The 18,591-nt window shown below is 45.4% G+C and carries 8 protein-coding genes; all 8 read right to left on the reverse strand.

The features are described 5' to 3' along the window. Positions 1–8: 8 nt before the first annotated feature. The 8 genes from P0108_RS04110 to metE all read right to left on the reverse strand — a co-directional run bounded on the left by P0108_RS04110 (position 9) and on the right by metE (position 18,325). A complete protein-coding gene (locus tag P0108_RS04110; protein ID WP_473730773.1) occupies positions 9–1,421 on the reverse strand; it encodes a dihydroorotase in 1,413 nt (470 codons plus the stop codon). Between the two features lie 55 nt (positions 1,422–1,476). Further along, positions 1,477–2,712, reverse strand: coding sequence for an aspartate carbamoyltransferase (pyrB, locus tag P0108_RS04115; protein ID WP_473730774.1), 1,236 nt, complete (start codon positions 2,710–2,712; stop codon positions 1,477–1,479). A 144-nt stretch (positions 2,713–2,856) separates the two neighbouring features. Beyond that, the gene (locus P0108_RS04120; RefSeq protein ID WP_473730775.1) at positions 2,857–3,189 is read right to left on the reverse strand and encodes a type II toxin-antitoxin system RelE/ParE family toxin; all 333 of its coding nucleotides are present in this window, start codon (positions 3,187–3,189) and stop codon (positions 2,857–2,859) included. Then, a complete protein-coding gene (locus P0108_RS04125) occupies positions 3,189–3,422 on the reverse strand; it encodes a hypothetical protein (protein WP_174182559.1) in 234 nt (77 codons plus the stop codon). The genes P0108_RS04120 and P0108_RS04125 overlap by 1 nt, the downstream gene beginning before the upstream one ends. Positions 3,423–3,502: 80 nt before the next feature. After that, the gene (locus P0108_RS04130) at positions 3,503–6,691 is read right to left on the reverse strand and encodes a bifunctional [glutamine synthetase] adenylyltransferase/[glutamine synthetase]-adenylyl-L-tyrosine phosphorylase (RefSeq protein ID WP_421788781.1); all 3,189 of its coding nucleotides are present in this window, start codon (positions 6,689–6,691) and stop codon (positions 3,503–3,505) included. Between the two features lie 621 nt (positions 6,692–7,312). Then, positions 7,313–14,239 carry a peptidase gene (locus P0108_RS04135; RefSeq protein ID WP_473730776.1) on the reverse strand — a complete coding sequence of 2,309 codons (6,927 nt, stop codon included), beginning with the start codon at positions 14,237–14,239 and terminating at the stop codon, positions 7,313–7,315. An 873-nt stretch (positions 14,240–15,112) separates the two neighbouring features. Beyond that, the gene (gene metF / locus P0108_RS04140; RefSeq protein WP_116994673.1) at positions 15,113–15,967 is read right to left on the reverse strand and encodes a methylenetetrahydrofolate reductase [NAD(P)H]; all 855 of its coding nucleotides are present in this window, start codon (positions 15,965–15,967) and stop codon (positions 15,113–15,115) included. A 3-nt stretch (positions 15,968–15,970) separates the two neighbouring features. After that, complete coding sequence (gene metE, locus P0108_RS04145; RefSeq protein ID WP_473730777.1) at positions 15,971–18,325, reverse strand: 5-methyltetrahydropteroyltriglutamate--homocysteine S-methyltransferase; 2,355 nt, start codon at positions 18,323–18,325, stop codon at positions 15,971–15,973. Positions 18,326–18,591: the final 266 nt, after the last annotated feature.

The raw sequence follows: 18,591 nt of genomic DNA on the forward strand, positions 1-18,591 counted from the left end.
TTAATCAATCACATTCTCGAGAAAGCAATTTCTGAACCAATAATCGTCGCAACAGGTCTGCCTGTAAGTTGCCATCCATCAAAAGGAGTGTTTCGAGCTTTTGAATGGAACGAATTTGCGTCAACCGCCCAATTTTCGCGCATATTAATCAGCACTAAATCAACGTTTTCAGGGTGCTCAGTAATACTTAAACGCAGCGTTCGCTTGTTTGCGCATCGCGAAGAAACGTTAAGCAAAGCCGCAATATCAGTAGGTCTTCTGCTCATCAATTGCATTGGATTTACTGCCATCAATTCGATTAAATGCTTATCGTCCGTATATCCTGCATCAACAAGCACTTTGTGGCACACACCATACGCGCACTCAAGCCCAATAATTCCGTTAGGAGTGCTTGCAAAATCTCCTGACTTTTCTTCCGCAGTGTGAGGCGCGTGATCTGTTGCAATCATGTCAATTGTGCCATCCGCAATAGCAGCGAGCGTTGCTTGCCTGTCCGCTTTTGAACGAAGAGGAGGATTCATCTTAGCCATAGCACCATATCGCAAAACATCCTCATCACACAAAGCTAAATAGTGAGGCGCAGTTTCGCAAGTAATCGGCAAACCCTCTTTCTTTGCCTTACGAATAGCTTCAAACGCAGCAGCAGTGCTCACATGCTGGAAATGCACATGTACGCCAGTTTCTCGGGAAGCATCAATATCTCGCTGAACAATTGCAAGCTCAGTAGAAGCTGGAATTCCACCAACACCAAGCATTTTTGCAATCGGACCCTCGTTCACAGCTCCCGTATCATGATGCTCACAATGCTCCACGAATGGCAAACCAGTTTGTTTTGCCATAGCTAACACATCTCGCAAAATCGGTTCAGGTACTGCAGCACCGTCGTCGCTTATAGCAGTAATCGGGTGCTTTTTCATAGGAGAAGTTTTTTCGTCGTCGTCGATTCCAGCAACATACTTTTTCCAAAGCTCAATATTGCTTGGTTTTAAGCCTTTACGCCCCAATGATGCGCACACGCTCAAATCGTAGCGAACTGGCAATTTTACGCCGTAAATGCAACCATAACGCTGCAAATAGTCAACTACATTTTCTACATCAAATGGAGCATCTTCCCAAGGCTCGCCGTCAAGAGCTGGAACAGTATTTGGCATAATCAAAACTTGCGTATAACCGCCAGCCGCAGCAGCCTCACTGCCGGTCATCATTGTTTCTTTTGCTGTTTGCCCTGGATCTCTAAAATGCACATGCGGATCTGCAAAACCAGGAGCAACAACCCAATCGCTTGCGTCAATGTCGCCAGTAACGCGCGCATTCTGCTCTATAAGGGCATCCTGACGAACGCCATCAACAATAAGATCAATACGTTCGCCAGTATCCCACACAGAGATATTGCACAAAGTTAAGGTGCCTGATTCGTTCATTTCACTCCCGGTTTTGCGTAATTTTTACAGTTATATAATAATATTATTAAATTTTTTACTTAGTTTCTGCTTCTTCGTCGCAATACATGCAGCGATACTCATGCCTTACGGAATCAGCTTTGTAGAACTTGCGTTTAAGAGTTAATTCGCTGTTTGTTATGCAACGAGGATTCGGGCAAGTAAGATCTTCAGGCACATTCACGTCCGTCACATGCACGCGAGGATCCGCCAAAGAAATTCCGTGTGCATCAACCGCTTGCAATTCGTCTTCTGGAACGTTCACAAAATCAGTTGGCTCGTAGCCGCAAAGCTCGTCTCCAAGAACGGAACTTTCCAAAGCCATACGCATAAGCATACCGTTTTTAACCTGCTCAAAGTATGCTGCGCGAGGATCATCATCAACGTCAACAGCAATCTCGTTAATTCGAGGAAGCGGATGCAGCACAGGCATATGCGACTTTGCTTTTTGTAACTTTTCTTCAGTCAAAATGTACGTGTCACGAAGTCGCAAGTATTGCTCGCGATCCGTAAAACGTTCTTCTTGCACGCGAGTCATGTAAAGCACGTCAAGCTTGCCAATAACTTCCATCAAGTCGCGAGTTTCTTCATAAGTGCACGAAGGAGTGTCAATAATACGGTCGATTACGTACTGCGGAGTTTTAAGCTCATCCGGGCTAATCAGCACAAAATGAACGTTTCCAAAGCGGCACAAAGTTTCAATAAGCGAGTGAACAGTGCGACCATATGTTAAGTCGCCGCACAAGCCGACAGTGAGATTATTAAGGCGGCCGAAACGCGCAAGAATCGTTGCCAAGTCTGCAAGAGTTTGAGTTGGATGCATGTGACCGCCGTCGCCCGCGTTAATAATAGGCGTGCTCACAGCTTGCGTTGCAACAAAAGCAGCACCCTCCTTTGGGTGACGCATTGCAACAACATCGACATAGTTAGATACGACTTTCAAAGTATCGTTTACAGTCTCACCTTTGCTCGCGCTGGAAAGTTGTGCACCTGCAAAACCGATTACTTTTCCGCCTAAACGCAGCATTGCTGTTTCGAAGCTTAAGCGAGTGCGCGTGCTCGGCTCATAAAAAAGAGTGGCCAACACTCTGCCATCGCAAGTGTGAGCCACTTCTTTACGGTGCGAATCAATGTATCGCGCTTTGTCTAAAAGCATTCGTATTTGCGCAGTTGAAATATCGTCTAATGTAACAACACTTTTGCCCGCTAAAGAATTTGCAATTGTGCTTAGAGAAAAAGTTTGATGTAAAGAACTAGAAATTGCGTTCGTCATAATAAGTACCGCTCACCTTCCGTCAATTGGCAAGACGGTCGCAACCACACGCGACCTACGTAATTTTACTGATTAGCGTTGACGAATCTCCCACCCCCGGAGTGGCGGAGAACTATAACTTATTATGCAACATTTAATAAGTACTTAATCCAATAAATCTATTTGTTCCAATACAGTTTGTTGATTACATTTACCATAAGTAACCTTCAAAATATAAACTGTATTTTCTTCTAAAACAACTCTGTAATAAACAAGAAAATTCTTTACAATAATACGACGCACACCAAGTGAATTCCAAGGCTCATACTTAACTACAGGTGCAAACTGAGGAAAAAGAGACAGTCTTTCAATACTAGATTTAATAAAATTAATAATTCTTATGGAAGTTTTCTTAGAGATATTAGATGCAATATAGTCTCTTATATTTTTTAAATCATTTTCTGCATCCTGAGTAACAAGAATATCAAAGGAACTCATTACAAGCCCTTTTCTAACTCAGCAAAAACATCCGCATACGGACGCACTAAACCAGAAACTGACTGCTTATAACTATGCATAAGTTTTGCAGCAAAATCAGTAGATAATAATTCGTCATTTTCTTCTAAATTTTCACCACTGACTGCTTGTTTTATAGGCGCAGAAACATCAGCATAAAAAACTGAAGTGTTGGCTCTTTCTTTTACATTATTACTCATTACTGTATTTTTCATTAAAATCACCTCCCGTCCTGAAATTATAACCTAAAGAAGAGAATGCAACAATAAATGTGAAGCGACTAAAGATTGAGAAATTAGCGAGCGTAGAAAAGACGAGACATGATTTCACGGCACTGACGCATAGTTGCTAAAAGATCGTTTTCAAAAACGCGGCCCTGGTTCGGCTCGTAGCCAAGGTAAGTTGCAATTCCACCCAAAGAATACGAGTCAGTTGGAATAATATCTGCGCGAGCCATTGAGCCAGACCACAAGAAGTTTGCGTTGCGCACCGCGGAACACATATGCCAGCAGCGGCTTAAAACTTCAGCATCCTCGTCGCTTATAAAATGCTCAGATTGCAATGCTTTCAACGCTTGCATAGTTCCAACTACTCGTAAAGATTCATGCTTTGAAGCATATTGCAATTGCATCAATTGCACAGTCCACTCAACATCGCTTAAACTGCCACGACCAAGCTTCAAATGCCTGTCCCTACTCACACCTCGAGGCAAACGCTCCGCTTCCATGCGCGCTTTGAGCTTACGAATTTCAGCAAGCTGAGAATCACTAAGAGGATTTGCAGCGTAACGCAATTCGTTTACAACGCCATCAAGCAAAGCATCCGCCAACTCCTTAGAACCTGCAGCAAAACGCGCTCGCAACAACGCTTGATGCTCCCAAGTGCTAGCCCATTGACGATAATACTTTTCGCAAGATTCTAGCGAACGAACAAGCGGACCGTCTTTTCCTTCCGGACGCAAATCCAAATCGACCATGATTTTTGGTTCAAGCGTAAGAGGACCTTGCAAAATATTACGCAAAATATCTACAGTTTTTTGCGCAAAGCGGTGAGCTGCGTTGAAATCGCAATCTTCACCAACAGGCTTGTAAATTACCATAATATCTGCGTCAGAACAGAAGTTTACTTCTCTACCACCGTAACGACCTAAAGCAATAATAGCAATTTCAGCTTGAGGAGCATTCAAATTCATGACTGACACAGCTTCACGCATGGACCATTGCAAAGTCGCATCTAAAATAGCATCAAACACATCACTCATTGCAAGCATAGAAGTATCGTCATCAATTAGACCACACATCCAAGCTAAAGCAACTCGCTCAATTTCCTGCCGGCGAAGAGCGCGCAAAGACTGCGCAAAATCCGCAATATTACTTGCATAACGCGCAACCATTGCACTAGTTTGCATGTCAAGACTTGCCCTATCGCGCGCAGATAACGCTTCGTCGTCTCCAAGCCAAGTAATAGACTGCATAGACTGCATCATAGCGTCGCCAAGATAGCGCGAATCCGCCAAAACGTGGCAAAGACGCTGAGCTGCGGAAGGAGAATCACGCAAAAAACCAAGATACGTATTTTTTCCGCCAAAACGCTCCGCAAGACGCCGCCACGCAAGCAAACCCATATCCGGATTCTGCCCGTCGCCAAGCCACTTCAACACTGCCGGAAGCAAAATTCTATGAATTTTAGCAGCCCTAGAAAGCCCCTCTGTAAGCGCTTCAACATGCAACTGTGCTGCGCGAGCATCCGCAAAACCAATAGAAGCAAAGCGCGCGCGAGCAGCCTCCGGCGAAAGTACAATAGGATCCGCATCCGTTTGAGCGTTAATAGGAAGCATCGGACGGTAGTAAATATCCTTATGCAAGTGCCGAATTTCACGACGAGCTTTATCAAAACGCGCAACTAACTCTTCCGGACGAAGCCGCACAGCACGAGCAAGGCGGCAAATCTGCTCATTGTTGTTAAGCTGCTCTGTAGAAATTGTGCGCGCGCGATCCAAGCCGCCGTTTCCTTGCGCACCCAAATCTGGGAACAAATGCGTGCGATGCATACTCCACATTTGCTGACGATGCTCAAGAACACGCTCAAAACGGTAGTGTTCTGCCAATAGCGCCGCCTGAGACCTAGAGACGTAGCCACCTTGAGCCAACGCTTGCAAAGCGGAAATAGTATCCCTTACTCGAAGCGACTCATCCTCACTTCCGTGCACAAGCTGCAGCATTTGCACAGTAAACTCAACATCGCGCAAGCCGCCTTTACCAAGTTTCATATCCAAATCGCGTTGAGAAGCCGGAATAAGCGACTCCACACGCTGACGCATATGCTGGCAGTCAGCTACAAAATGCTCACGACCAGAAGCCTTCCAAATAAACGGCTCAACCATATCGCGATAAGCTTTTCCAAGATCCGTATCCCCTGCTGCAGGGCGCGACTTCAAAAGCGCCTGAAACTCCCAGCTACTCGCCCACTTTTCATAATATTCTCTATGAGAATCAAGCCTACGAACAAGAGGACCATCCTTACCTTCCGGGCGAAGCGCAGTATCAATCTGCCAAAGCGGAGGCTCCACAGAGCCCATAACCACCGACTGGCATACTTTTTGCAAAACCATTGCCATAGAAACACCAACGCGCAAAGCAGCATCCTGGTTCTGCTTGTTGCTTAAATCCGCAGGCTCCACAACATAAATCAAATCGATATCGGAAACGTAGTTAATTTCTTGCGCTCCAAGCTTGCCCATAGCAATAATCGCAAATCTGCATGCGGAAGAACCAGTAACCTGTCCTCGCGAAATAGACAACGCTGCCTCTAAAACAGCATCGGCAGCGTCGGAAAGCTTACGACTAATATCTGGCTGCACTTCAACAGGGTCAGCGCTCGCTAAATCAGCCGCCATAATTGCAGCAACATGCTCACGGTAGCGCGCACGAAGCGCAGAAACTGCTTGTGCAAAGCCGAGTGATGTTAAGTAAATTGTGTTAGAATCGCTGCTTTCAGAAGAAACAACTGTTGCAGTGTAAGCTTGTATTGCTTCGAGTAAGTCTTTTACGCGTTCTTCCCTAGTCATTGCAAAAAGATGATTCGGGTCATTTGCTGCAGCTTTTATAAGATTAGGTCTTGTGCGCATAAGCATTGCCAACGCGTTAGACGCACCTAATACTTGCATTAGGCTTGTTAATGAGTCAGATACTTGCGAATTTGAAGTTGAAATATTATTTATTATTTCGGGGTATGTTTCACTTAAATCTTGCAATGAAAGCAATGCAGAATCTGGATCTTCAACTGTGAGCGCGCTTCTTAGTAGTGTTTCAAACGATATTTTATTGCAGTTTTTGCATATTGCCATCATTGCGCAACGTGCGGCATCCGGGCGAGCAAAACCGGCTTTAATAAGGCTTCTTGAGGTGAGTGCGGAAGAGTTCGTGCTGCTTTCGTTGCAGTTGGTTTCAGTAGTTGCACTATCTGTTATGTTCGCACTTTCCATACCGCAACTTTACATTGTGGTGGTGTACAAGGCTGCGAAACTACCTGCTTTCGCGCTCATAGCGTGGCGAGTTTTAGGCATCATTCTTAACGTGGCGCAAGTTTTGGGGGATTTCTCTCCTCGCACGTCCCGTCCTTCAGTCGCTTTGGCTGTTAAAGACTCTCATGCATACTTTGTTCTCTACGAACGTTGCTCCATCAGTCCTCTTTTAGTGCTCGTAAAGAAATCCCCCAAACTCTGCGTGCTAATTCGTTAATAACCGTGTCTATCGCAGAGATTTTTCGATTTTTCTTCTTCGCTTGGCGAATCAGCAGCCTGCGGCTCTGCGCGACGACCTGCCGAAGCGCTTAAAGCGTAGCGCGCGAAGGTAACTCGGAGCGGAAACTCGCTTAAGTTGGAAGTCCAGTGGACTTCCAACGCGAGTTTCGTAGCAAGCGCGTTACCCGCGCGAGCATGTCTTCGCTCAGCACGGACGCTAATGTTCTTTAAGCAACAAATAGTCACCGTTTGCAAAGCACTGGCGCAAAGCTACAGGAACAGCATGTGCAGCGGCAGCGGATGAAAAAATCCCTCGCGGATTATCGGAAGATAACCTGCGAGGGATTTTAGTTACGCGATAGACTACTCGTTAGAGTGCTTACGACGGCGAGAAGCTACGCCAGCAGCACCAAGACCGGAGAAGATTGCAGCAAGACTTGCAAACAAGCCAGTTGCAGCACCCGTCTTAGCAAGACCACCAGCATTACCGGAAGCATTACGCAACGCAGCCTTAGCAGCCTTAAGATTCCTCAAAGCGGCATCAACCTGAGCCTGAGTAGCATTCTTATCAGCAAGCACACGCTTAGCCTCAGCCAAAGCCTTCACGTAAGCTCTAGCAGCAGCAGTATTCGCCTTAGACGCAGCAGAAGAATCTGCTTCAGAATTATTAACCTCGACTCGCAAAGCAGTCTTATCAACCGAAGCACTCTGAGAATCACTAGCATCAGCATCATAGCCGCTACCGCTTCCAACACCACTGCCTATGCCAAACGGGTGATTAATCTTATACTTAGCCGCCTGAAGCTTCTTCAAAGCCGCGTCAACCTCAGCCTGAGTAGCATTCGGATCCTTAAGCACACTGTTAGCCTCAGCCAAAGCCTTGTTATAGGCGTCAATATCCTCAGTCATTCCAATCATAAAGAATACAGAATCACGGAACTTAGCATCAGCATCTGCTTCTGTTTTCAGCTTGGAAGGATCAGTCTTGTAATCATCGGCAATCTTCTTCTTGGCGTCTTGGAGATCCTTCAGAGCATCGTCAAGTTGCTTTTGAGTTGGGACTTTAGTACCATCTGGAAGATCAGTCTTTGGCTTTCCAGTAGTGCGATCAAACTTATCAAGAAGATCCTTGGCAGCCTTGAGCTTCTTGTTATAGTCGTCAAGAGCTTTCTTAGCAGCGTCATCACCCTTAGCAGTCGCATTCTTGAACTCTGGAGTATTCTCGAACACGTCGGTTCTGGTGTCAGTATCTCCGCCCTTCGACTTATCAACTTCTTCTTGCAAGTCATGCGGACTGGTGACGTAGTTCTTAGTAATCTTATCTTTAATTTCCTTCAGATTCTTAAGAGCCTCGTCAACTTCTTGCTGAGTTGGGAGTTGCTTTCCAGCTGGAATGTTGGCTTTTGGATTGCCACTCTCGTCGAATAGATCAAGAAGTTCATTGGCTTTCGCTAAAGCGTCATTGTACGCTTGTATGTCTGCGTTATCCTTGCTGTCAGCACCCTTCTTGGCAAGAGCATTCTGATACTCGGTAGACTTTTCGAACTTCTCGGTGTCTGGCTTAGCTCCGCCGTCGTCCTTAAGCTCTTTCGTTTCTTTCTTAAGAGCGTCGACTTTGGTCTTGAAGTTGTCGTCGATATCCTTCTTGGCCTTCTTCAAAGCCGCAAGAGCATCATCAACCTGCTTCTGAGTTGGACGATCTTCTGGCTTTGCGTTTGGATCAGGATTCTTGACCTTTTCAATAAGCTCGTTTGCTTTAGCAAGCTTCTCGGCATAAGCTTTAAGCTTTTCCGTTGCAGTAGCGTCACCAGCGTTCTTCTTTTCAAGCGCGTTCTTGTACTCAACCGACGCCTCGAACGGAGGTGTTACAGGTTGACCCTGTGCGTCCTTATCGCCGACTTCGTTTTCAAGAAGCTTTGCATCAGTCTTGTAGTTGTTAGCAATCTTGTCTTGAGCTGCTTGCAGTTTCTTTAGCAAGTTGTTTACAGACTTCTGAGTTGCTGTCTTCTTCCAGTTATCATCATTAAGCTTCTGCTTGATTTGATTGAGAACATTCTCGAAGCCAGTGTCTTTGCCAGTTTCACCCAAGTCATTTGTAGCACCTGGATCACCAGCAGTCTTCTTAGCAAGAGCATTTTGATACTCAGGCGTCTTCTTGAAGCCATCATCTGCAAAGTCTTTGGCAGAAGTCAACGCTTCAAAATTCGTCTTGTAGTTGTCAGTAATTTGCTTCTTAGCTGCAGTAAGAGCATCGAACGCATCGTTAATCTGCTGTTGCGTTGGACGTTCGCTGTTCTTCTTGTTTGTATCCTTTGCATCACTTACTAACTTGCGAGCATTTGCAAGAGCATTCTTGTAAGCAGTAACGTCTGCATTTTCATTACCATCGCTTGTCTTAGCTTGAGCATTCTTGAACTCTGGAGTAGCTTCAAAGTCGCCTTCAGTAACAGCAGGAGCATGTTCAGCAGTAGACTTGTTAATTTCTGTCTCAAGACCAGTAGTAACAGTCTTATAGTTATCCTCAAGCTTCTTGCGAGCTTCGTCAAGAGTCTTCAGCGCCTCGTCGATTTCTTTTTGAGTTGGCTTTGCGTCTTGCGGCGTATCTTTATCATCATGCTTCTTCAAAAGCTCTTGAGCTTTTGTCAAAGCTTCATCATACGCCTTCTTGTCTGCGGCGGCCTTGTTGTTCTTATCATCATCAGGAACAAGCTTGCCATCCTGCTCCTTCATGAAGTGAGGATCAGACGCATTGCGATACGCATCAGAGGTAAGCGTTCCTTCTTCTGGAGCAGGAACGTCTGCCTTGGTACCATGCTTCTTTACGCTCGCTTTGAGCTTGGCGACGTCGGTGTTGTACTTGTCAAGCTCGGCGCGAGCCTTGTCAAGAGCAGCCTTGGCGTCGTTAATTTCCTTTTGCGTAGCATCAGGCTTCTTGATGAGCAAGTCTTTGGCTTCGTTGAGTGCTTTGCCGTAGGCATCTGCTGCCGCTTTAGCAGCAGCGTTCTTGGCATCATCCGGTCCCGAGCCATCAGGCTTTTGGAAGCTTGGCTGCGACGCGTTCTTAAACGCAGGGCTTGGATGAGTGGTTGCGTCCTCGTTAATCGACTTAATCAGCTCGTCGGTCTTAGTCGCAAACTTATCCAGTGCCTTCGCTGCTTCGTTCATTTCCTTAAGGATTGTGTCAACATCCCTGTTCAGCGGCTCACCGTTCTTGTGCGCTTGAATGTCTTTCAGGTAGTCCTTATCGTTAGGGTCGCCATCTTCCTTTGGGATAATGTTATCAGGAATATCATGACCATTTGCTTGATCCTTCGGAAGCGTGTTAGTAAGCGCAGCTGTTAGTTTCGCTGCTGCCTTTTCATACGCTTCCTTAGCCTTTTTAGCAGCTTCTACCTTAGCTTTTTCTTCTTCACTAGGATTTTGCTTTTCGGCAAGTTCTTTCAAATTCGCGTAGGCTGGGCTGTGTTGTATTGCAAAGTCATTAAGCGCAGCAGCCGAAAGTCTGCTGGTGTCGGTTGCGTAGGTGTCAATAATCTTGCGAGCAGCGATTAGCTGCTCTTTAACCGCATCAACCTTTTTCTGATCTACGGTGCTCCCAGGCTTATTTAATTCATCCATCAAGTCTTTTGCAGCGTGATAAGCGTCGTTATAGGCTTTGAAGTCCTTAGCAGCCTGAGAATCTTTGCCCTCAGCTTGTGCCTTATCAAAGGCATTGAAGTAGGCCGGCATCAAATAACCGCTGAAGTTGTCCGCAATAGCTTCCGCTAAATCAGTTGCTTTTGTCTGATAAGTTTCAGCATAAAGTACCTTTTCAGCATCTTCGAGTGCTTTCTTGGCATCCTCAACGTCTTTCTTGGTGGCCTTGTCGTCAGCAAGAACCTGCTTAGCTTTTGCAAGTGCGTCATCGTAATTCTTAACGGCTTGCTGAGCAGCAGTATCGCCAGTCTTATTCTTGGCGTTCGTGTAGAACACGCTATGCTTGTTAGGATCTTTATCTAAGCTCTTTTGCACCGCAGCGGCAAGAGGAGCCTTGTCGGTTGCGTTGGCATCAAGTGCTGCCTTAGCTTTCTTAAGATCATCAATAGCCTTGTTTACTTCTTTTTGAGAAGCGTTTGGATCCTTGAAGACCTCATCAGCCTTCTTAACAGCGTCGTCGTACGCCTTGCGCTGTTCAGGAGTCGAGTTCTGGTAAGTTGGATCGGCATTTGTCAGCGTTTGATTGCCTTGATTATCCCTACCCGTGTTTACCTTGCCGTCCTTAGCGATGGCATTATTCAACTCATCCTTGTTGGTGGTAAAGTCGTTAAGCTTTTCGCGCGCAGCATCAAGCTTAGCCTTAGCGTCGTCAACAGCCTTCTGCGTGGCGTTCTTGTCTTCCTTTACCTTATTAGCTTCCTCAAGAGCCTTGTCGTAATCTGTCTTTGCCTTCTTAGCAGCTTCGTTTCTGTCCTTATCATCAGAACCGTCTGCCTTCTTGAAGTCAGGGTCGCTTACGTTCTTGAACTGGTTTGTTGCTTGCGTGCCAGTTGCGGCGGTAGTGCCTTCTGCAGCCTTACCATTAGCATCAATCGAGTCGTTCAGCTTATCCTTGTTGGTGTCAGCACCATCAAGCTCGGCGCGTGCCTTATTAAGGTTAATCGTAGCGTTATCGATTTGCGCCTTCTGCTCTTCGGTAAGGTCTTTTTCTTGCTTGTCCTTAACAGTTGCAAGCAAGTCTGTTGCAGTCTTTAATGCCTTTTCATACGCATCTTTCTTATCAGCAGACGCGTTGTAATACTTCGACTGTGTTGGAACATCCTTGCCCTCAACGTTTTCGGTCTTGTGCTCGCCAATCGAATCCGAAAGGTCTTTCGTCTTATGATTCGTCTGCGGCACAAAGATAACGTTAATTGCCTTTGCTGTATTACCAGGATTGCGGCCTTGCTCCATATAAACATGCTTATAGTACGTCATTGCATACGGCTCAACAAACAGACGCGCCTTGAAAATCTTGCCCTTCTTGCCGGCTACCTTTACAGGGCCAGCTTCTGTATCCCACGAATACGAGCCTGCTTCAGACTCTGCATCACCGAGGTCTACATCAGAATTAGAGACTTTCTGATTCCCAGACCAGTATGGACCACCCATATTGCCAAGCGTAAGCTCGCCCGTTGGCTCGCCATTTTGCAACGCATAGTGCATGTGTGACTTCTGCGCGTTAGTCCCTGTACCTTCATACTGAAGCGTCTCGCCGCCTGTAAGGTCGCGCAAACCAGCTTGCTTGTCTTTTGGCGTAGCTTTCAGCAAACCAAGAATCTTTGTTGTATCAAACCCTTCTGCTTTAGTTGGATCGTAACGATAGATGATAGTGGTTTTCTGATCATTACTCCAAGAAATACCCTCGTCGGTGTCGCGACCATCAATTTTGGTTTTAGTCCACGAAACGTCATAATCCTTGCGGATGTCTGGAAGCTTAGTAAGCTTGCTCTCTTTTACATTAGACGTAAACTCAGCAACCGCCTTATCGGTCTTGATCTTAACGGTAATCGTATTTTCCGCCTGACCGTTCGAGATGCCCTGATTAGCTTGACCAGCTTTAGTAAAATCGCCCTTAAGATATTCAAGTGAAATCTGATCTACGCTGGTAAGGTTAAGGTCTTTATTGGTCTTATTAGCATCAAAAATAGCCTGCTTAATGCGCGCAATCTCGTCTTTCGAGTAATCGAGTGGGTTAGCAACAAAGACTGCTTTATCATCGCTTGGAACAACGTACTCGCCAGCTTTGAGATTCTTGAGGACGAGGTCTTTGAGCGCAATCTTAGGAGCGTCCTTTTCATCAACACCATCAAAGTGGATTACAGCTTCGCCTTTGTCGTTGATACTTACCTTGTCTTGGGCAACATTGTTAAGCGCCGCAAGTTTTTTGATGATGTCGGTTTTTACTTCTTGCGAAACGTTAGTTGGATCTTCAACAGTTGGCTTGTCGATACGCGTGTCGTAGCGCGCAACCGTAAGCGGAATAGCTTGCGACTTAAAGCCCAAATCCGTAACCATATAGGTGTTAAGCGTCTTCGCGCCAGCTACGTAAGTCTTATCCGTTGCGCCTTGAGCTGAGGTTTCAGTATTAATAGCATTAAATGTAGTCTTGTCGTAAGCATCATCAGACTTTACGTTAATATTTTGCGTAAACGCTCCAGAAAGCTGATCATTTACCGACTTTTTATCGCTACGCTCAGTATTAACATTGCCAGCTTCAGTAATTGCTGCTTGAACCTTTTCAGGAGTAAGCTCTTGGTTATACTTAAGCACCACAGAGCCAGAAGTCTTTGGCGGAACAAGCGTTACAGCGCGGAATACGTTTGTTTTATATGCAATAGTTTCTGTGCTACTACCATCTTTAGTTACGTACACGAAAATAGAGCGACTGGCTACATACTTCTCAGCGCCGCCATTAAGGTTGCCATCTCTGAAAAGAGTTGTCATCTTAAGATCAGCAGATCCATCGTTATTAGGAGTAAATGTATATTCACCAGAATAAGCTTGGTGTTTGTTTTGATCTTTCGAGTAAAAATCAATACCTTTCTCACTTTTTGCATTATTGAAACCATTTGTCCTAGCAGGGAAAATAGCAATACTGGTAATCTTGCTACCATCTTTTGGTGCTGCAAAGTGGAAAGTAACAGTATGCTTTTCGCCATCTACACTATACGTGTTGTCTGAGCTTCCCCAAGCATACGCATTTGGCATAGTTTCAGCGTTATTCTCGTTAATATCGATTTTGGTATTAGAGGTATCCGTTGTGTCTGGATTAATTTTATTAGGATCTTGACCTGCTGAACCACCAGAAGCGCGATCTTGAACAGTCGCAGTATGTCCAGACGGCGGATTATCTACCGAGCGCTTACCACGAATCTTTACAACAGTCGATTTATTTTCAGTACCATCAGTATTTACAGTATTCTCGGATTTCTGCTCAGCCTGCTTATTGGTATTCTCAGCCTTATACCCAGCCTCTTTATTAGCTTCAGTCTGATTCTTATCGCCAGCTTCAGCCTTCTTACCAGTCCCAGCATTCTCACCAGCAGTCACAGGCGTCTGAGCTACATCCGGCTTAGTATCAGGAGTACCACTCACCTCCGCCGCCATTGCCGGAGTTGCACCAAAAGCGAACGACGCACCAGCTAACACGCCTGCAGCGCCAACCGTAAACGCCGCCACCTTGCGAGCATCCACAGCCTTCGCAATCGCGTTACTTACTGCAGCATCCAATGTAACCTTGCGTGCGTGCTTTCCGGAATTTGAATTTATCATAATGATATCTCCTTAATATCGATTCTCTCTGAATAAGTCTTTATGAATTTATTAGTGAAGAGCTTTATGTAGTAATCAAACGCTGATTGAACTACAATCAGATACATATAAAACTTCCACTCAGCTTTCAAAAGCACGAATCCCTTGTTGAGATTTATGTTCAATAATACCTAATATATGAATATTTTGCAATGTATCTGTTATGATGCATAGCCTACTAACCCCCCCCGCGAGACTTTATTTCAACGTTTTCGGCAGGTTTTTGCAATCAAAATTAATATAGTAAATGTAAGCTAGATTACATTTTTAACGTCGATTCTAAACACATGTTTAGAATAAATTGCATTTATTTTGTGCATATATACATAGATATACATTTATATACACTCACACACTCTATGTTAAATTTCAATACTCACTGCCCTTCAGTCGTGTGGATATTAGTGTGGTAGAGATTTGAGATTTTTCGCACTGAGCGAGGACGCATGCACGTTTATGAAGTTTTGCAGTTGCGCTCTGCGCAGACGCTGATTCCTGTTGATTAGTGAACACTAACATCCGTGCTACTGCATGTGCCACTCCAAGCACTCTTCCCACCACAACAAAAAACAATTGTGAGTGAATTATAACGTGTGAGTGATAGGAATTGCTTGGTCGAGCAATATAAAAGCGGAACGATAGTAATAATATTATTGACGAATACTATTTTTGCAGAAAAAGTAAGTAAAAAAAACTAAACTTAACTACACAACCGCTAAGTCCAAATAAGGTATAAGAGCGTAGCGCTGCGAGACAAGTAATTCCTATCACTCACCTTTGCATAAAATAAAACCGCAAATAAAGAAATCCCCCAAAACTCGCAAACGCTACCACCTACCCAATCTTCGTAAACAGCGGCTTCACATTCGCCCAAATCCTGCGCGCAATGCCCGGGTGATTCATGGTATACAAGTGAATGCCATCCACACCTTCAGCAATTAAATCGTTAATCTGCTGAGAAGCAAAAATACTGCCAGCATCGCGCAAACAATCAGCATTACTCCCCCAACGATCCATCATTGCGGAAACTTGCGAAGTAATGCGAGACGCACACAAACTCGTCATGCGCTTAACTTGCGAAGCGTTCGCAACAGGCATCACGCCAGCTTCAATTGGCACATTAATACCAGCGGCACGCGCCAAATCACGGAAACGCAAAAAATCCTCGTTATCGTAAAAAAGTTGCGAAATTAAATGCGTAACACCCGCATCAACCTTGCGCTTCAAATTATCAATATCCGCTTGCAAACTTTCCGCTTCCGGATGCTTCTCCGGGTAGCAAGCACCCAAAATCGGCAAATCCGGGTGCTTTGAACGAATATAATAAACCAAGTCACTAGCGTGCTCAAAAACGCCTGCCGATTCCTGGCCAGCAATCACATCGCCGCGCAAAGCCAAAACACCGGAAACACCAGCATTATCAAACATTTCCAAAGCTTCATCAACAGCATCATAATCAAGGTATCGAGCAGTCAAATGAGCAACCGCGTCAATACCATATTCGGAGCGAATCGTATGAGCAATACGCGCAGTAGCAGTACGATCCTGCAGCTTTCCAGTGCCGTAAGTAACCGAAATAAAATCCGGGTCAAGGCCTTTCAACCCATCCAAAGTATCATAAATCGTACCGATAGGAGATGTGCGCTTAGGTGGGAAAACTTCCAGCGAAAACTTTGGCTTATATGGCATAACTCACCCCTTGCACTGAGAATTGCACTGCTGATTGCTTAGCTTGTTAGCTTGCAATTGCGCACGAACCTCTTTAGCTGCAGCAACAAGATTCTCCAAGCTTGGCCAAGTTTCAGCGTCACCTCGAGTTTTAAGACCGCAATCCGGGTTAATCCACAGCTTCTCGGCAGGCATCTTGCGCAAAATCTCGTGAATACGCTCCACAAGCTCCGTCTTACTAGGCACGCGAGGAGAATGGATGTCGTAAACGCCAGGGCCAGCCTCAGTCTCAAAATGCGCGTCGTGAATAGCGTCAAGCACAACCAAGTCACCGCGAGAAGCCTCAAAAGAAATCACATCCGCATCCATAGCGTCAATGTCACGAATAATGTCATTAAACTCCGAATAGCACATATGCGTGTGAATTTGCGTAGTCGCAGCCACAGCAGAATGAACCAGGCGGAAAGCAGAAATCGCCCAATCCAAATACTTCTTATGCCAATCAGAACGACGAAGCGGCAACTTTTCGCGCAAAGCAGCCTCATCAATCTGAATCACACGAATACCAGCTCGCTCCAAATCCAACACCTCATCGCGAATAGCAAGAGCCAACTGCTGAGTCTGCTGCTCGTGAGTAATATCCTCGCGAGGCCAAGACCAGTTAAGAATCGTCACCGGACCAGTAAGCATGCCCTTAACAATATGCTTCGTGCAGCTTTGAGCGTAAGCACTCCACTCCACAGTAATTGCAGACTCGCGAGAAACATCCGACCACACGATTGGAGGCTTCACGCAGCGAGTGCCATAAGACTGTACCCAAGCGTTCTTCGTAAACTTAAAGCCGCGCAAATGCTGGCCAAAATATTCAACCATGTCGTTTCGCTCAAACTCGCCGTGAACAAGTACATCCAAGCCAATTTGCTCCTGATGCTCAATGCACTGAGCAATGCGATTGCGCATAAACTCGTCGTAAGCTTCGCGAGTAATTTCACCCTTACGAAGATCAGCACGAGCGTTACGAATATCCTTAGTTTGTGGGAAGGATCCAATAGTTGTCGTTGGCAAATCCGGCAAGCCAAGCGATTCCTTTTGCAGACGCTGACGCTCCGCCCTCTTAGGCAATCGCACAAAATCAGAATCTTTAAGATTCGCAAGACGATTAGCAACAGCAGAATCTGCTTTCACGCGTGAACCGTCAAACAAAGCCTGATTTTTAGCCAAAACGTTACTAGATTTGCGGCTTTCGTCGCCTTCTGCAGAAAGATTGGCAATATCGCGAATCTCTTGCAACTTTTCAACAGCAAAAGCAAAATGTTGCAACACATCCGCACCCAAAGCATCCTCACCAACAGTGCTAAAAGGCACGTGAAGAAGCGAGCAAGCAGTAGAAACAGCTACGCGATCCGTAATATTCTCGCGCAAAGCGTCAACCAAACCAAGGCTTACAGCATAATCGTTGCGCCAAATATTACGGCCGTTCACAACGCCTGCAAAAAGCGTAGTTTTTTCGTTCACACCATAATGCTCAATGGCTGCAAGATTTTCTTCCTTGCCTTCCACTAAATCAACGCCAACGCCGTCAAAACCAAGATTATTCACAGTTTCGTAAGCGTCAGCAATATTGCCAAAATACGTGTTAAGAAGAAGCTTAACTTCCGCACTCCTGACTTCAAGCAAAGGCTTATACAAAGCTTCAAAAAGCTCCAAATCGCCTTGCTCTTTATCCAACGCCAAATAAGGCTCATCAAATTGCAACCAAGTTGCGTGAAGCTCGCCAAAACGCTTAACAATACTCGCATAAGCAAAAGCCAGAGCCGAAATCACAGACTCTGTTACTTCCAACTCCTGAGCTTCAGGAGTACGAGCCAACTTCAAAAAAGTGTACGGACCAATCAGCACAGGCTTCGTTTCCAAACCCTGCGCGCGCGCCTCCAAAAACTCGTCAAAAGGCTTAGTTCCAGCCAAATGCAAGCCTTCCGGATTCTCAACTTCCGGAACAATATAGTGGTAGTTCGTAGTAAACCACTTCTTCATTGGCAAAGCCGTCACATCTCCGCGCTCACCCTGGTAGCCGCGCGCGATGGCAAAAAGCGTATCCTCAGCATGCTCAAAATTCAATTTACGATAACGCTCAGGCACAGCACCAAGCAAAATAGCAGTATCGAGCATTTGGTCATAGTAGCTAAAATCATTACTTGGAATTAAATCAATCCCAGCTTCAGCTTGCAAACGCCAATGCTTAGCTCGCAAAGACTGAGCAACTTCACGCACTTCATCCAAAGAAGCATCCTGCTTCCAGTAACGTTCAATAATCTTCTTCAACTCACGATTAGCGCCAATACGTGGAAAACCGGAAACCGAAGTAAAAACCGTAGACATACATCCTCCAAAAAATTTCTTTGACTCGCTTTAGCCTAGCAAAGAAATGCTTGAATGCGGTCATTCAAGAACTTGGGGTGTCGTTATAAGATTAATTTATATGCTTAATTTCGTGCGCGTTTCTTTTCCTTGGCGAAATGTGAGCAATGGAAATTACCAGCGCGCCGAATTGATTAACGTGGCGCGAGTTTCGGGGGATTTCTTTCCTCGCACGTCCCGTCCTTCAGTCGCTTTGGTTGTTAAAGACTCTCATGTCTACTTCGTTC

This window comes from Gardnerella sp. c10Ua_244 (assembly GCF_055818055.1).